Source organism: Enterobacter cloacae complex sp. 397G4 (assembly GCF_050031515.1).
GTDB classification, from domain to species: domain Bacteria; phylum Pseudomonadota; class Gammaproteobacteria; order Enterobacterales; family Enterobacteriaceae; genus Enterobacter; species Enterobacter hormaechei_C.
Map to the genome: position 1 here is coordinate 56,309 of NZ_JBLGWE010000002.1, position 15,163 is coordinate 71,471.

16 protein-coding genes are annotated in these 15,163 nt (G+C 47.9%); 7 read left to right on the top strand and 9 right to left on the bottom strand.

Features of this window, described 5'->3' with window-relative positions:
* Nucleotides 1–5 precede the first annotated feature (5 nt).
* From ACQG1Y_RS23880 to ACQG1Y_RS23900, 5 genes are all read left to right on the top strand, one after another.
* Nucleotides 6–263: a hypothetical protein gene (locus tag ACQG1Y_RS23880; RefSeq protein ID WP_001371933.1), complete on the top strand. Its 258-nt coding sequence runs from the start codon at nucleotides 6–8 to the stop codon at nucleotides 261–263.
* Between the two features lie 73 nt (nucleotides 264–336).
* Nucleotides 337–873 (top strand): hypothetical protein, encoded by a 537-nt coding sequence (locus tag ACQG1Y_RS23885; RefSeq protein ID WP_000107167.1) that lies wholly within the window; start codon nucleotides 337–339, stop codon nucleotides 871–873.
* A gap of 16 nt (nucleotides 874–889) precedes the next feature.
* The gene (locus ACQG1Y_RS23890) at nucleotides 890–1,336 is read left to right on the top strand and encodes a hypothetical protein (protein WP_000549069.1); all 447 of its coding nucleotides are present in this window, start codon (nucleotides 890–892) and stop codon (nucleotides 1,334–1,336) included.
* Nucleotides 1,337–1,426: 90 nt separating this feature from the next.
* A complete protein-coding gene (locus ACQG1Y_RS23895; RefSeq protein WP_000119428.1) occupies nucleotides 1,427–2,389 on the top strand; it encodes a DNA replication terminus site-binding protein in 963 nt (320 codons plus the stop codon).
* A gap of 9 nt (nucleotides 2,390–2,398) precedes the next feature.
* Nucleotides 2,399–3,304 carry a hypothetical protein gene (locus tag ACQG1Y_RS23900; RefSeq protein ID WP_001198595.1) on the top strand — a complete coding sequence of 302 codons (906 nt, stop codon included), beginning with the start codon at nucleotides 2,399–2,401 and terminating at the stop codon, nucleotides 3,302–3,304.
* A gap of 301 nt (nucleotides 3,305–3,605) precedes the next feature.
* Here the strand turns inward: ACQG1Y_RS23900 and ACQG1Y_RS23905 are convergent, their stop codons facing one another.
* Nucleotides 3,606–4,781, bottom strand: coding sequence for a tyrosine-type recombinase/integrase (locus tag ACQG1Y_RS23905; RefSeq protein ID WP_000795949.1), 1,176 nt, complete (start codon nucleotides 4,779–4,781; stop codon nucleotides 3,606–3,608).
* A gap of 169 nt (nucleotides 4,782–4,950) precedes the next feature.
* Between ACQG1Y_RS23905 and ACQG1Y_RS23910 the strand changes: the two genes are divergently transcribed.
* Entirely contained in the window at nucleotides 4,951–5,163 is a 213-nt protein-coding gene (locus ACQG1Y_RS23910) for an Hha/YmoA family nucleoid-associated regulatory protein (protein WP_001285422.1), read from the top strand.
* A gap of 360 nt (nucleotides 5,164–5,523) precedes the next feature.
* Complete coding sequence (locus ACQG1Y_RS23915) at nucleotides 5,524–6,606, top strand: hypothetical protein (protein WP_001232447.1); 1,083 nt, start codon at nucleotides 5,524–5,526, stop codon at nucleotides 6,604–6,606.
* A 165-nt stretch (nucleotides 6,607–6,771) separates the two neighbouring features.
* On the opposite strand, the gene ACQG1Y_RS23920 is transcribed toward ACQG1Y_RS23915, so the two are convergent.
* From ACQG1Y_RS23920 to ACQG1Y_RS23955, 8 genes are all read right to left on the bottom strand, one after another.
* The gene (locus ACQG1Y_RS23920) at nucleotides 6,772–8,271 is read right to left on the bottom strand and encodes a helix-hairpin-helix domain-containing protein (RefSeq protein WP_001284318.1); all 1,500 of its coding nucleotides are present in this window, start codon (nucleotides 8,269–8,271) and stop codon (nucleotides 6,772–6,774) included.
* Between the two features lie 25 nt (nucleotides 8,272–8,296).
* Nucleotides 8,297–9,934, bottom strand: coding sequence for a PP2C family serine/threonine-protein phosphatase (locus ACQG1Y_RS23925; RefSeq protein WP_000081059.1), 1,638 nt, complete (start codon nucleotides 9,932–9,934; stop codon nucleotides 8,297–8,299).
* Nucleotides 9,934–10,974: a TerY-C metal binding domain-containing protein gene (locus ACQG1Y_RS23930; protein WP_001253656.1), complete on the bottom strand. Its 1,041-nt coding sequence runs from the start codon at nucleotides 10,972–10,974 to the stop codon at nucleotides 9,934–9,936. Before ACQG1Y_RS23930 ends, ACQG1Y_RS23925 begins: the two co-directional genes overlap by 1 nt.
* Nucleotides 10,975–11,058: 84 nt before the next feature.
* A complete protein-coding gene (locus ACQG1Y_RS23935) occupies nucleotides 11,059–11,697 on the bottom strand; it encodes a vWA domain-containing protein (protein WP_001253658.1) in 639 nt (212 codons plus the stop codon).
* Nucleotides 11,697–12,338, bottom strand: coding sequence for a TerD family protein (locus ACQG1Y_RS23940; RefSeq protein ID WP_000116681.1), 642 nt, complete (start codon nucleotides 12,336–12,338; stop codon nucleotides 11,697–11,699). Before ACQG1Y_RS23940 ends, ACQG1Y_RS23935 begins: the two co-directional genes overlap by 1 nt.
* 22 nt (nucleotides 12,339–12,360) lie before the next feature.
* Nucleotides 12,361–12,999 (bottom strand): vWA domain-containing protein, encoded by a 639-nt coding sequence (locus ACQG1Y_RS23945; protein WP_001253657.1) that lies wholly within the window; start codon nucleotides 12,997–12,999, stop codon nucleotides 12,361–12,363.
* A 462-nt stretch (nucleotides 13,000–13,461) separates the two neighbouring features.
* Nucleotides 13,462–13,929: a tellurium resistance protein TerW gene (terW, locus tag ACQG1Y_RS23950; RefSeq protein WP_001176767.1), complete on the bottom strand. Its 468-nt coding sequence runs from the start codon at nucleotides 13,927–13,929 to the stop codon at nucleotides 13,462–13,464.
* Nucleotides 13,930–13,946: 17 nt separating this feature from the next.
* Complete coding sequence (locus ACQG1Y_RS23955) at nucleotides 13,947–15,155, bottom strand: DUF4236 domain-containing protein (RefSeq protein WP_011152964.1); 1,209 nt, start codon at nucleotides 15,153–15,155, stop codon at nucleotides 13,947–13,949.
* Between the last annotated feature and the right edge of the window lie 8 nt (nucleotides 15,156–15,163).

A 15,163-nucleotide genomic window follows, 5' to 3' on the forward strand; every position in this document is an offset into this window, starting at 1 on the left:
TTTCAATGAGTAGAACCGTTTCACAAAGTGTCACAGAAGATTGTCTTTTTGATACCCGCACACAAGTCAGATTACAACTAAGTCGAAGCGTTCATAAAACGCTGGCATCTGCTAAAGAAATTTTACAGGGAAGGGGGGTTGATTCGGTCTCTATTGAAGATCTTGTGCGAGCCTGTCTTGAAGAGAACCAGCCAATTGATCTAGCCTCACTTTACCTTGAAAATCTCTTAAAACAGAAAGGTACCAGCATTTGCGATTTTTAGTGTTTTCAAACCTATTAGATAAAATGCCGGTTGTGTTTATATAACATCAATAATTTCATGCAACAGGTAAAACATGAGTACTCAAAAGCAACTTTCCAGAACTACCGGCACTGAACGTATGTTTAAGGAAGAGCTGGCGTTATCCTTAATTTGTTGGGTTTTCACCAGTCCTTTTACCAACTGGACCGATAAAGTCTTCAGTGGTATTGAAGTTCCGTCTGAAGGACCGTCATCATTACGGGGTGAGACAGAAAAATTCTTTCGTTTTGTCGTTAATGAAGAAGGCTACGACGCAGGAAGGGCTGCTATTGGTCTTGACCTATGTTGTTTTTCACTTCCGTTGTGTTTGTTCCCGGACGCTGCCCTGTCTGAGGAAGAGGTTATGAGTAAGTTAACCGGAGAAGTTATCCATGGAATTCTTCTTTCCTTACCTGAGTTTATTGATATGCCAGAAGTGCTCGCTTACCAGGTCAGGGATGAAATTCTTGCTTTTAACACTCGCTGTGGAGACGGGATCTTTCATGGTTGGAACACGGCTTCAGAATTGTGGAAGTTTGAAATCTTTCCCCGCACCACCATCATGATGCAGCATACTTCGGCAATACATTAAAATTAGGCGGGGCAGAATGCATAAAAAACTTTTTCTTCTCGAATGGAAACCCTGTCAGAGCCGCGTATGGGCCGGTTGGATGGCCCTGTGGTTGACTATCAGTTTTCTGATGTTATCTGCCTTGCTTATGACAGATCATCTCCTGAACAAAGTCATCCTGCCGCCAACATGGTTGTTGATCTGGTTTTCGCCAATGCTGGGGTTTTTGATAAAAGTTCGCGTCGTCGAAACTCAACATTTCCTGGAGCATGACCTCTGTGTTGCAGGTTTCTCTTTTTACCGCTGGAAGAGGTTAGTTTCTCCCGGGCTTTGGTCAGTTGACTGTATAAATGGTCGTTTTCGCCTCAATCGGATCACCCAGGTGGGTAAGACTATCCACTATCCATGGCGTCTCCATTATCATCCTTTGTTCATGAGCCCTATCGAACATAAATCGCATGCTGTGAAAGCTGTTTCAAAATGACTTCTTTAGAGGTTTACATGACATTTATGTTCTGCAAGGTCAGCCTGGGCAGCAAAATTGATTGGAAATAACATGAGCCTGGAGAAACGTATGAGTTATGACGATTTGCCCTATTTTCGTGACCAGATTCTGGAACGCATCGACTCGCTCAAGTGTTTTCTTTCGAACACCCCCCCGATGATGGCAAACCTGATGACTGTCTCCACCGTATCTAGAACAGAAGAGCGCTTGAAGCAGGTTAAACCCATCAGGGTTAGTATTAAAGACGATGCTTCGGTTGAGGAAATTATTCAGGCACTTACTGACATCTGTGTGGATGACATAGAGTCATTAAGTCATGATTCCACCAAAGTAACCACTAAATACCCGGGTCTAATCATTGTCCCCGAAAGAGCAGATCTTCTCGAAAGCTTGATCACTTCTATAAACGAAGCAAAAAATGATTTTGCTGCGGCAATGAGGCGTATCGATAATAAAAAGAATGTCCGTTTTGATAAAGTGCACAAGAAGCTCCCGGGCCTTGTCGCTATGCACTCAACAAGAAATATCCTTTTCATCAAGTCCCAGCTTAAAAAAGTTACTTTTTCATGGCGGCTAAACCGAAACCAGGAAGTTAAAACAGCAGAGCAACTTGTGAGTTTGTTGGAGCGCAGGAGAGCCTCAGAAGTAAAAAATGTAGCAACTACCAATTTGAATGTCGTGTCTAATATCGATAAGGCTTTACACCGTCTTGAATTTCACCCACTGAAGCAGGGCGAATCTTATCGCCTTTGTCGAACTAACTCTTTCCCTGTTCCGATTGCTCACATTTTTGCATTTAGGCCTGAAGGGCAGGAACGAAACGGGAATAAATATGCTGAGACTGATTATTCAGTAGTAAAAGCATCCTTGCCCATTTTCGCAGCAGGCAACATACCTCAATTAAAAACGCTCTCTGACTGGGCTCCTGAAAACAGCCAGGGTCCGTCCAACCAACGGAAGCTGAGCCTGAAATATACAGAACTCGTGCCGGGGGCTGAGCTGGGCATTTTCATTGTCAGCCCCGAAAATTAAGGAACAACAATGCAATGGATTTCCACAGCCAGCCAGAAAATCGATGAGCGTCTCTATCGTGTCTGCGTCTGGGTAAAAAAATATCACGCTGATGCGATTAACCGCGTTGTGCTAACCGTTGATCTAAGTAAAGCCCGACATGACCCTGACGAGGACCAGGTAAGAGCAGAGCTGCTGTGCGGCCATTATTTTTTGCTTCGTAAGGAAAACGCTTCGAACTCTGCGCCTGACGATCAAAAGTTTGCTTTCCTGCCTGACGGGCGCAATCTGTGTTGGCAGACCGCAACCCCGGTGCTTCAGCATCTCCTACTCAATAAAAACGTTCCTGAGTCGCTGAGGTTGCTTACGGACTACATACATATGCGTCTGGCCAGGCTGACAATGGTACCTATGTCCGGAACCATCATGAACGAGGCTCTGCTGGACAGCATCAGCTGGGTTAAGGTGGATTTGACCTACTTCTGGCAGTACGAACAGCTCAGCTCTCATCTGGGACCCATCCAGATAACCCACAAGGCACTTGTACGCTTCGGGCACCTGGCAAAGAATGATGAAAACTCCAGTGCCATAAGAATTCTGCGTCAGCGTCTGTCTTCAGAATTCTTACAAGAATTTCAGATGGCTGAGGATGAGCTAAAGCGCAAACAGTCGTTGATGGGCACCATGGACGTGAAAATGCTGTTTCATGCTCATTACCCCAGCCAGAAGATGCTGGTGGCTCGATATAAAAATGGTTGGGTAATGGTGGATTGTTTTCTGTTTCACCATACCAAACCTAAGAAAAAAGCAAAAAACAAAACTACTGTGGCTAAGCCTCAACTTAAACAGACTAAAAGAGAAGGGAGTGAAAATGGAACTGGGCATTATGGTGTGCATCGTGTTGTTACTCTCAGTGGCGGCGGCGTGGATCAGTAATAAGACAGTTGATTTGCTCGAAAGATTCTATTTCAAGCGTCCGCTGAGCATGGAGTACGCGGCATGGCTACGTGTAATGTGTGCAGGCTTGTTATTAGTTTTTATTCAGGTTGCTCCCCAATTTACACTCCTGTATACCCTTAAACTTGTCACGCTTATTAATCTTGGAATCCAGACAATGAAATTAAATGGCGTGTACAAATATAAAAGGACGGGAATTTTGCCTCCGGGAGGGGCACTCTCTAATCTCACCAGACTTAACCCGTTCAAGAAAAAATAAAGTTATGCGCCCGTGAGGGCGCTATTCATCAAAGGCATTTCGCATAAGCTTGATCATGGCTTTTTTACCAGCTTCAATATTGCGAATGTAGCGCATAACCATTTCTTCATTCGACCAGTTCCCCATTTCCATAATCTGTGGTAGCGAGTAACCTTCAATATCCAGCTGTATCGCACCGCCTACACGAACGCTGTGCCCTGTCCAGTAACGGGTTTTAGTCTCATTTGGATAAAGCTCATTCCACATTTCTTTAAATGCCCGTAAAAGGGAATTTTTGCTGAGCATACCGGCATCGTCCACAGTGTCTTCCTCATCTTCATCGTTCAGAAGACTTTGTTTAGCACGGTAGGGCAGGTTATGCCGTTTAAGAAGCTCAGATAGCTCATTCCCTTTACTCCGAAGCTTCCAGCCGGGTGGCATATAGCCTGTATCATGGAAATTTACGGCCTGGAAAAGGTATTCATCCGGATGACTGTGCTGATCCATTTTCACAAGGTTCATCAATCTCAAGAGGCAGTTAGTTAACTGACGTGTCAGCCGGTAGGTAAGAAGTGTACTGATGTTCGTTTTTGTACGGTATACCGTCAGGTTAAATTCACCGGTCATACTATCCAGAGACAGATCTTTCAGACGTATACGGCGAATTTCGGATGAACGGAGCAGTGTTTCAAAGCCTGTCCAGATCAGGCACAGGTCACGAAGCTTACGAACTGAGTTTGTAGTACTGCGTAACTTTATCAGAGCCTTGAGATCGCCAATAAGAAAGGGAGTTGCCTGTTTAGTCGTCTTTCGCTTCCGGGCTTCCGATTGTTTTAAGGCTTCCAGCATGTACCATGCTTCAGACGTAATAATCCCGGGCAGGTTAAGCCCTTTTTTATGGATACTGTTTAAGGCCTGAAGACAGCTGTTTATGCTGCTTCGTGACAATTTGCCTTCAAGATGCCCCATAAACGCCAGCAGAGCTTCCTCAGACACGGGGAGCGAACTTACTGGCCAGTCTGTATGCAACCGGGCATTCGCCTGATACCATTCGTTCCATACTCGTAGCCAGTGCAGATAGGTTTTAGCTGTGTTGTATCTCAGATGGGAAAAGTAACGGATCAAGCGTGAAAGCTGTTTATCATGGTTGCCGAACGTTTCCAGCTGCTGATGCAATTCGCTTTCCGAAAACTGTCTGATCACTGATTGATTCTTCATCCTGCTCACCGGGATACACTGGTTTTATTTACAGTCATTTTAGCACTCATGTACCTGGTTATGAACAGGGTGGAAACAACGAAAAAGGTTGTGAAATCGTTAGGCTTAAGTGAAAAATGATATTAAGATTATCCCTGGCCAGTTGAGGCCTGTCTAAAGAAGGTTGATTATGTCTGACACAAAGCAGTCTTATTTAATGAAATTCCGTAAGTGTAGTTCGTTCGAAACGCTCGAAAAAGTATTTGAAAGGTTATGTGAAAAAAACTCGGGTGTCGCCTCTCTTGAAATTTCTGGTGCTTATGATCATCGTAAAGCTGAACTGACAATGAAAAAGTTATATGACAAAGTTCCTGCGAGTGTGTGGACCTTTGTTCGCGAGTAATTATTGATATTGGCACAACAAAAAGACTGTGTCTGGATTTGAAAATAGTTTATGCCCCTTTCGGGGCTAAAGGCACTGTAATAGCCTGTCTTTTTAACTTTCTTATTAAGTTCGGAGAAAGACTTTAATCATAAGCCAAGCCCACTGCTAAATACATCCGATATTCTCCTTAATTTTAGAAGTTGTGATAAAAGTTACTTTACCTAAACTTCTCTCTCCATATTTGTAAGGCTCTCATTTGATTCTTGTCAAACATTAATCTGGAAAACTAAAAAATCATTTCTTTTAATTCGTTTTACAGAAATCCTCCTCCGTTATTTCGGATATAGTTTGAATAATTATCAAAAACGGGGTGCAGCCATGCGTAAGAGTTACACATTTGGTATTCCATTTGGACTCCAGAGAGAATCAGGACTCTTTTTAGATATTACAGAGGTCAGCCGGGGTATCGACTGTAACTGCATCTGCCCCGCTTGCAAAACTGATCTGTTAGCAAAGCAGGGGGAGGTCAAGCTTTGGCATTTCTCACACAGTACTGCTGTAGCCGGTGACTGTGATGGTCTGATGGAAGCCATCCGGGGAAAAATTATTGAAGTCATCAACGAGCACCAGGTTCTTGGTTTCCCAAATCTTCTCGCTGGCGACGATGGTGGGCCGGTTTCACTGAATGAGGTTATTGGAAGCGGCAGTATGTTCGGAGGCACAGCTGATCTGTTCGTAAAGGTTAATGATTTATGTGTGGCCGTCTTTCTGGACAGGGATCGTAGCATTTCTGCGAAGTTAACCTTTGACCACCTTCATCCTTCCGAAAGAGTTGCCGCATTGCGTATCGATCTTCCAGATATTGAATATGAAATCAGTCAGGTGCAGCTCGGGCGACGTAAAACAACATACAGTGAGTGCATTGAAAGCCTGATCATTGATGAGACCAGTTCCCGGGAATGGCTATATCATCCATTAATGCATGAACTTGAATCTGAACCTCTTCAGGAGTATCGGGGACGGGAGCCTTCAGAGGAAGGGCCTCTTCTTCAGCGCCTTGCTGACTGTAAGATGAAATTGCCTGATATCCTTCCGGGCAGTCATAACGCGTTAGTCAGGTTACAGCAGGATACGATTGTATGTCTGTGTAGGTTAACGGTTCGGGCTTATGACATCGCTCAGACCGATGAATTTCCTTTGTTCCTTCGCTATTTCAGGTTGCACTGCCTGGAAAACAGCGAACATGTCAGTTACGAAAGACTGATCTGCTGGCAGGAAATGATTTCAAAAACCCAGGAAGGCCAGTCCTTGACACAAAACGAACTTGAATATCTTCATGAGATTGTCCGCATCGCCTTATACAATCACCGGCTTAACAATGTCAGTATTTCAGATGTTAAAAACCATGACACAGGAAAGGAGAGCGGCAGGGTAGAGCCACAAAACTATTCACTCTTATAAATAAATTGGGCTTTGCGCATTAAACCCTTGCCGCAGGAGGTGTACCGCATATCCGGCACAGACAGTCAGTTTTTCTGGCAGCTTAAATTTGACACAGCTTAATATAGTGATTCATTAAACAGGTTCAGTATGCTGCCAGAACGTTTTAGTCGTTATGGGCGTCCGTTAGTTTTCTACTAACTGAACGACGACCAGCCTGCCGCCTTCCTCCTTTGACAGAACAAACTGAGCGTTATTCGTCAGTTCAATTTTTTCCCCAATGGCAATCTGTCGTTTATCCGGTAATGACATAAGCCCATTTATGCCTTCATTTACTAACCACCACTGATCGTTATGGAAAACAAAATACCCAACTCGTTTCCTTTGCAAATCGGTTGTACGCTCATTTGGCGCAATGAGGCGATTCACATGCCACGCATAGATTGACTGCCCGCTCCACACCATCAACCGGTGGTCGTCAGGACGATAACTGCCTTCCTTTCGGGAAGAATATAAATTTAGAACCGGTAATTTACCCTTGTATGGCGTACCGCAGTAGGGACAAACCGGCTTTGTCTTACCCGAGAAAACGTACCATTTCTGTTCACACGCCTTGTTCTGGCAGGGCTGTATCAGATCGACTGTTTTAACCAGGGCGCTTTCCCACTCATCGGCGGTCGGGCGTTTAGTGGCATCGTGTAAGCCATCTATAAAGGCGCGCTCAAACAAAGGTGTCAGATAAGGGCCCATGATGGTGTAAGGAATTTTCTCCGGGTCAGCCCAGGGCAGTGAAAAGGACGATAGCTGACTGACTTTGACTGCATTGCTTTTGTCTGTCGGATGTTCAATGAAGAGTGCCTTCTCACCCATAGATAAGGTCTCATCACGTACTTCATCCGACATGTCATGTATTTTTCCGCCACGTAGCGGATGACGGAAGAACAGATACATGTAGATAAGCACCGACAGCGCATGACGGTCAGTAGTAATGCTTGGCAATACGCGGTTCGGATCCTCTTTGGAAAGATGACTGGTTTTCACCACTTCCGGAGCGATAAAATCCGGGGTGCCCACCACGTCGGGAGGATACTTTCCAGGGACAACCAGGCCGTCTACGTCAATGATGCAGGCATGTCCCATTTCTGGATCGATAAGCACGTTTTTATAGCTTAGATCGCTGTGACAGAGACCTGCCGCATGCATCCTTCTGACGGCTCTTGTCAGCAGCAGACAGACCTTGAGATAGGTAAGCGTATTGCCTCGTTCACGTGGGTCGAGAAATTTGTTCTGGTTGCTGGCGCTGGCAAACCATTTGCCTTCCTTTTCACGACCTTTTATGCCAAGAAAATCATCGTTTTTAGAGCCGTATTTAAAGAAAAAGTAGCTTTTGTAGGTTGGAACCACGATGCCGATTTTATGCCCATGCTCAACAACATGGGTCGGCCAGCAAAACAGGTCCTTCCAGTATTCACCTCCGGACTGGCCAAAAATGTTTTGCCTGTAGCGTCCGGTGATCATATCAATCCGATCCCGGGCCTGCTCGTTCTGCGGTTTATGATAAAAAGCGACGACGTATGATTTATCAGGCGAAAAGTAAACATCCTTCATCGAGCCCGAACCAATTACCTCGTCAACATACTGGACTGTTTCGCCGTCCTTTGTTTTGCACGTAACGATATTTGCCATATTGATCACCGAAAAAGCGTATCCCTTACCACAACACCGCAATAGTGCGGTCATCATGGTTCCCTGTGGAGAAAAAGTTAAGCCAGTCGCCTAACCTCTCAGGCGCAATACTGGCGTCTGTAAGGACAGGGTTGAGCTCATCAACGAGACGGGTCCATTTTTCGTCACTGCGAAGCCCATTATCCGTCTCAAACAGAGGGTCTGAGACGCCGTCTGTCATGAGGATCAAGTGAGATACATCATTCCATTTACCCACGCTGATGCGGCCGCTAAACGAGGGGTCTGCGATAATGCTCTGGTCAAGGAAACGGGTTTGTCCTGCGTATTCTCCGCTATCGGGATTTCCCAGTATCCTGACTTTACCGGAAGGGCTGTATGCACCTATCGCACCATCACCAAGCCAGAATGCAGCCGCAAACAGCTCGTTATCAGTTCGTAGCGCTACAGTTGCCAGAAGGGTTGTTGAATAGGATTTCACAGGTTGTTCTGCACAAATGGCTTCGTTCTGGATACTGTTGACCGCGAGCGTAGCTGCCTGTTTAAAATGATGAAGCATGGCGTTTATTGTTGCCTGCTGATCGCTCCCTTCCCACGCCGTGATGTGCTGCTTTAAATGGACGCCTTTCACACCACTGAGCTGATTTAAAAGGTAATCGCCAGCCGTTTTGACTGCAATCCGGGAGCCTTCCCGGGAATTTACCGCACTACCGGCTCCGTCTGCGACCAGCATGACAGACCATCCTGTTTCCTGGCAGTGGTTGATGTAGAAGTCGTCATCTCTGAAGCTTCCGGCATGCTCATGAGAGCGTCCCCGGCGACTGGCGGCAGCAATACGTATATCACCCCTGACCAGGCCAGCAGCGTCCAGATGGGACTTAGGGTAGGGAGCGTCTGCTGGTGGCTCTACCACCTTCCACAGGCTTCTCGGATCGGGATTGATTATAAATAGCTGTTTTGTTTCACATTCGTCGTGCGACGTGCATGACCAGATTACTGAAAGCTCTATATCGCCGCTTTCGGTGGGAGTACCTGTCAGCAACTCCTGTTCTTTGTCAAAAGACAGGCCAATGTTCCGGGGAAAGACAACGTCCCTGACAGTAGCCTGCTGGCCCTCACCCAGAACGATAGCAACCGGCGAAGAGAAACGTTCGCCTGCGCGGGCGTTGGGGATCGTTATTTTAGCTCTCGGGGGAACGGCAGGTGGCACAGCTAAGCTGGCCCGCTGCTGGCCTGTCGGTATCTGCCCGGGTTTTAATACCAGGGAAGACAGGTTTTCGTCTTCCCTCTGTGCTGGTTTATCAAATTCGTAATAAGGCATCAGCTTCCAGAACGGAGGATGAGGCTCATTTTCTGGCAGGGGTTGCAGTGCTGATGTATCGGTAGCGTCAATGCCCGGGTTATCAGCAACACTTACGACCGTTTGTTGCTGATCGGAAAGACTGGATGCTGACGAGGCGGCAATCTCTGCGTCGTTATCACCTTCGCTAACCCGCGCAGATAAACCCTGTGCAAGGCTCTCAATCCGCTCTTTAAGCCGCATAATTTCTTCGGTAAGGGATGGGTCCTGCGATAGAAGTAAAAGCCGCTCACCTTCAACAGGGTGGCCCAGCTCAGACAGAACTAAGCGGATAATCTTCTCTTCAAGTAAAGCATTTTGCGACATCAACCTCTCCCTCTGTTTACGTCGAAGTTAGTGTTTCCGCCATCATTGCTGAATGACAGGCCTGTTTCACACCACGGGCAGATCACGTCATCCGGGCCGTCAATACACAGCAACTTTCCGCATGAGCACAGGGCAAACGCACTGGCATTACCGCAGTGGGGGCAACCCGGTACGCCATGCAGTTCGCTGGTATTTACCTGCAAACCGGTAGCGGTGGCATCTGACCACGCAAAATAGTCCTCATCGATGGGATAGCATCCGGCAATATTAAAGCTGTTCAGGTTCAGACTGAAATCGAGCCCGGAAACCCTTGCTGGTGGCCGTTCATACTTCATCAGGTACGGACGACGGGTCTTGCTGCAACGGCCGGTAAGCGTAACGCAGTTTTCGTCGTACGCTTTTACTGGCTCGTCCTTGGCCAGCCGGACTATGTATTCAGTCTGGCTGAGCTCAGGTTGTTTGTCGTCCCCGACGCTGCGGCTGTGCGCCGTAACCGAGGCCGTGATCCATTTGATGAAGCGGGTAAAGTCCCCTTCCTGAGATTCGGTGAACAGCATGACATTCTCTGTCAGTTGCCGCAGGATATTCAGGTCCGCTGACGGCCCCAGGCCAACGGCAATGAGATTCACTTTACTCGCGTAGTGATCCTTCCAGCGCTTCACTTCTGCGGTTGTGTCGTCAGTCGGACGTCCGTCGGTAAGGAGATACACGACGGGTTTCCAGTCGCCTTTAGCCTCATGAGTGGTTTTTCTGACCTGGGTATCAATTTGCACGGTCAGCTCACGCAATGCAGCTCCAAGGCTCGTACCGCCGCCAACGGGAAGGCGGGGAGGGTAGAACGAGGCAATTTCGTGAAGAGGTACAATCGTACGGGCTACACCGGCAAATGCGATTACCGAGACCCAGGCTGTTTCAAGTGCGTGTGGATCCTTTCTTAAATCTCCGACGATCATTTGCAGACCATCAGTCATTTTTTTCAGGTTTTCACCAATCATGGACTCTGAACAGTCCAGGACAAAAAACACGGGAAGGCGTCTCATAATTTTCCTCGTACGGCTGGTACGGCCAGCAGAAAACGTTGCTGTACAGAAAGGTGCTGCCCGGAAACAGCACCTTTCTGTCTGTCAGAGCACCAGCTGGATTTCTGGTGGAGGAGGGGGAAGGGTATCAGTTCCGTTATTAATCCCCGCGCTTGTGCTGCCGGAAGACACGCTGGCCGATACCCATTTAAAGAAACCTGCAAACGCGGTTGAATCTAGCGTCTCCAGAGACACAACCTTATCGGTGAGCTGTTTTAAGTGCTCATGGCCTGCTTTAGGACCAACGGCGCAGGCAATGATGGATCCGAATCCCCGGCCGCGAATCGCTTTTACCGCTTCACCGTACGCCAGGGCATCAGAAGGGGTTCCATCAGTCATCAGGAATACCAGAGGACGCCAGTCTCCTTTGGTATCACCATCTGAGCGACGTACATCCCGTTCAACACACTGCATCAGACATTCAAGGGCAGCACCGGTGAACGTCCCGCCTGCGCTTGGCACAACGATGTCAGAAAACTGGAAGTCTTCCAGCGGCGTGAGAGGAATGAACTCACGCGCCTCATTGTCATAGGTGATAATGGAGATATGAACGCTTTCGAGGGCGTAGGGATCCTGGCGAAGAGCGCTAAGCATCGCCTGAATTCCAACGTTAACGGAATGGATTGACTCACCGCGCATCGAGCCGGATGTGTCGATAACAAGGTAAACAGGCAGGCGGCGCATCACATGTAATTCCTCAGGTGCGAGACAAACGAATCTGATTCTGAAGGCTCACCAATTGCCCTGAGTTTCCAGCCTGTAGCCTCGCGTATCAGCTCGGCAAAGACCATGGAGCGCTGGCTGGCGAAGGCGGGTCCGCCAGAAAGATCGAATCGTGCCATTTCAATATTACGGGCATCTACTGCCCGGATGAAGGCATTCTGAACTTTACCAAAGTGCTGCTGGAGCTTTTCACCATTGTAGATCTGAACGATGAACACAATTTTCTCGTACTGAGCGTCAAGGGAATTCAGGCGCACAATAATTTGCTCATCGTCACCGTCACCGGCTCCGGTTCGGTTATCGCCCGTCAGCCAGATATTGCCTGACTTATGGCGAAGGCTGTTGAAAAAGATGATATCGCCATTCACAAGCGTTGGTTTACCATTTTCCACATTGCCGAGATCGGTCACCTTTCCGGCTGAATTACACAGGAAAGCGATCACATCAAGGTCGTATTCTTCTTCTTTTTTACCAAAGATCCCGCCGAGAAAACCTTTCTTTTCCTCATTAATATCCCAACCGAGGCCGATAGTAACGGACGAGAGATCGTATTCATTTTTTTTCAGGCTTACGCCCTGGCCTTTGCTCAGACTGACAGACATGATATCCCCTTAATCAATAAAATTATAAGACCACATTTACTTCTGGCGGCGGCGGTGGCAGGTCTTCAAGACCGATCACTTCTTTTTTGCTGGACTCCACTTTCTGACTGCCTACCGAAATGCTCGCACTGACCCATTTAAAGAAAGCTTTAATCGTCGAACTGTCAGCTGTATCGAGCTGAACCACGATTTCAGTGATTTCTTTGAGGACGCTGGTATCGGCATCATGCCCGGCTGCACATGCCACAACAACGCCGGTTCTGGCCGCTTTAAAGTCATTCAGGCCTTTACGCCAGTCATCATTCGGACTTCCATCCGTCATCAGGAATACAAGGGGACGCCAGTCACCTTTAGTGTCAGCCGTCGTTTTCTGTACTTCTTTGGCAATGGAGCTGGCCGTGAGGGAAAGCGCTTCGCCAAGAGACGTGGTGCCGCTGGCTGTTAGTGCTGGCATCTGGAAACTCAGGAGGTCTGTCAGGGGGACTGCCTGTCGGGCTGAAGAATCAAAGGTGATCACTGACACGTGAGCCGTTTCGAGTGCATACGGATCCTGTTTCAGCGTGGTAAGCAGCGTCTGAACGCCATTTTTAACCGCTTCGATAGGCTCTCCGTGCATAGAGCCGGACGTGTCGAGTAGCAGATATACGGGTAAGCGTCTCAAATGTAATTCCTTCTTAAGAGATCGGAAGAGGAGAGTAGTTTCAGGAAGAGGCCAGGGTTTGTTGATTTGATAAAACGGCACGACATCTGTCGGGTGGAGATTAAATACTCAGAAGCGGCATTAAAGAAATAAGTTAACCACCATAGAATTACCGACATGTGAATGGCCTCTTATCAACAGAAAAATAATTCAGACCGGACTGGAATATAAGATTTCTGAAAAAACTCGGACAAATAAACTGTCTTATGTATGAAATTCATCATACATCACAGATCTGCATGAATGGAGTGTAAAACGCCCAAAGATTGATGTGTAGCACAAGAGGATGTCAAGACACCAGGTTTTGTAGTCAGTAAGGCGCTGCTGGCATTGCGGGAGGAGAATAGATCAAAACTACGTCACGCCAATACAGAGGTAAAATATGACAAAACCGGGGTTTTCACCCCGGTCTGAGATTTAGCGTCAGGACTTTTTAGCGCTGTATTCTTTTATCAGTTCGTCAACGGAGTGCAGAGCCAGCTTCTCTACCGCTTCACTTCGGGTCGAGCCACTCAGCGCAGCCAGACGGTCAATTTTTCTTAAGATCCGCATGCGTAGCGATAAGGACACGGCTGTTTTTTTATCCTTATCGAGTACGACCTTCCCTGTAGACTCACCGGTTTTCAGTTCAGCATTCTGTGCGAGCGCTTCATTCATCCGGCGAAGGGTCTTTTTATCCAGCTGGCCCGGATTAACGAGATGGTAGGAATGACCTGCCTTGCTGTATTTGATCTCCGCAGAATATGACTCGCGTAGCTCTTTGAGGGCCCGGGTTAATGTCGGCTCTGAGCATTCCAGACTGGTTATAATGTCGGCAGCGGAAACGGGCTTGCCGGTGCCCAGTAAGTTGGCAAGCTTAAAAATCCGGGCCTGTCTGGTATTTAATTGCATCGTAAGATTTAGCCTGCTTAAAGGGTTAGTGGTTCAATAGGCTGAAAAATGAAGGTACTGCTCATCTTTCGAATAACCGGGTGATCGCCTAACGCTTCAACCGGATCAATGTGTTCTATGCCTGCAAAATTTACTGACGACATCTGGCTGCGAGTGCATTTGCAGGACAGGATATACTCATCCTCCAGATAGCCGGTCCGCTTACTGACCCGTTGCGTAAAGCCTGACACAATCACGTTGTCGAAAGGTAGCGTATGTAAAACGATACCGACCAGGCGGAACAAGCAGCCATGGACGTGGCGGGCATAGTTTTCGCGTACGGCTTTTTGCGTCATGGCTTTTTCCGTCAGCTCCGTGCCCCGGGCATTAACGCCGTAAATCTTATCAGGGAAATCTTCAATCTCAGCTAAATCAACGTCCAGCAGGACTGCTGATAGCTCCGGCTTTACTTCAAATGCAACAATCGTTTCACGCGGCCATTCAGTTTCTGCCAGCACACCCGCCAGGTATGATTCGAAAAACGCGGCGTCTGTCCGGAACTGCTGCCGGGCATCTGCCTGAGCCGTGGCGAGCCGTTTTTCATGTTCTTCTGCTTCAAACTTCCAGTTTGCATACTGTTCGGCCCAGGCCGTCCGTTGTTGCTGGTACCGGTGCTGTCGAAGGGTATTCTCACGCTCCACATCAATCAGCTCCTGCTGCCACCGGCGAAGATTTTCGGCGTGGCGCTCAGCTTTAGCTGATTCCGATTCAAACCATTTACCCAGAAAACTAATGCCTTCGCTCTCGGCAGGCTTTTCCGGCAATGCAAGGTAGTCTGGCTTTTCTGGACGCACCGGTGCCGGAACCTGAAAAGGCGACGTTCTGTTATGCAGGTATACTGCTTCCAGCTCTGCCCAGCTGATGCCTGTTTTTGGATCCGGCGTCAGCTCGTGAATATTACGGATTGCGGTTACCGCTGACATGAGTTCAGCGGCTTCCTGCTCAAGCGCCTGTCTGAGCCCCGGGTCGGTTGCCGTCCGGTTTCCACCTCCGGAACGCGCGGCCCGGTCAAGCCGGGTACGGTAACTCAGCCCGGTACCGGGCAAGCCCAGATTGGCATAGGTCCCCCGGCTACCAAAAGAAACGGAAGCACCTCTCGGCCCGACACTCAGGCTCGGTGCACCGTTACTCAGGTTGAGGCGAACGCCAGGAATAATGTTGATCGACTTTCTGAACCTGAACCCCATTATGATTT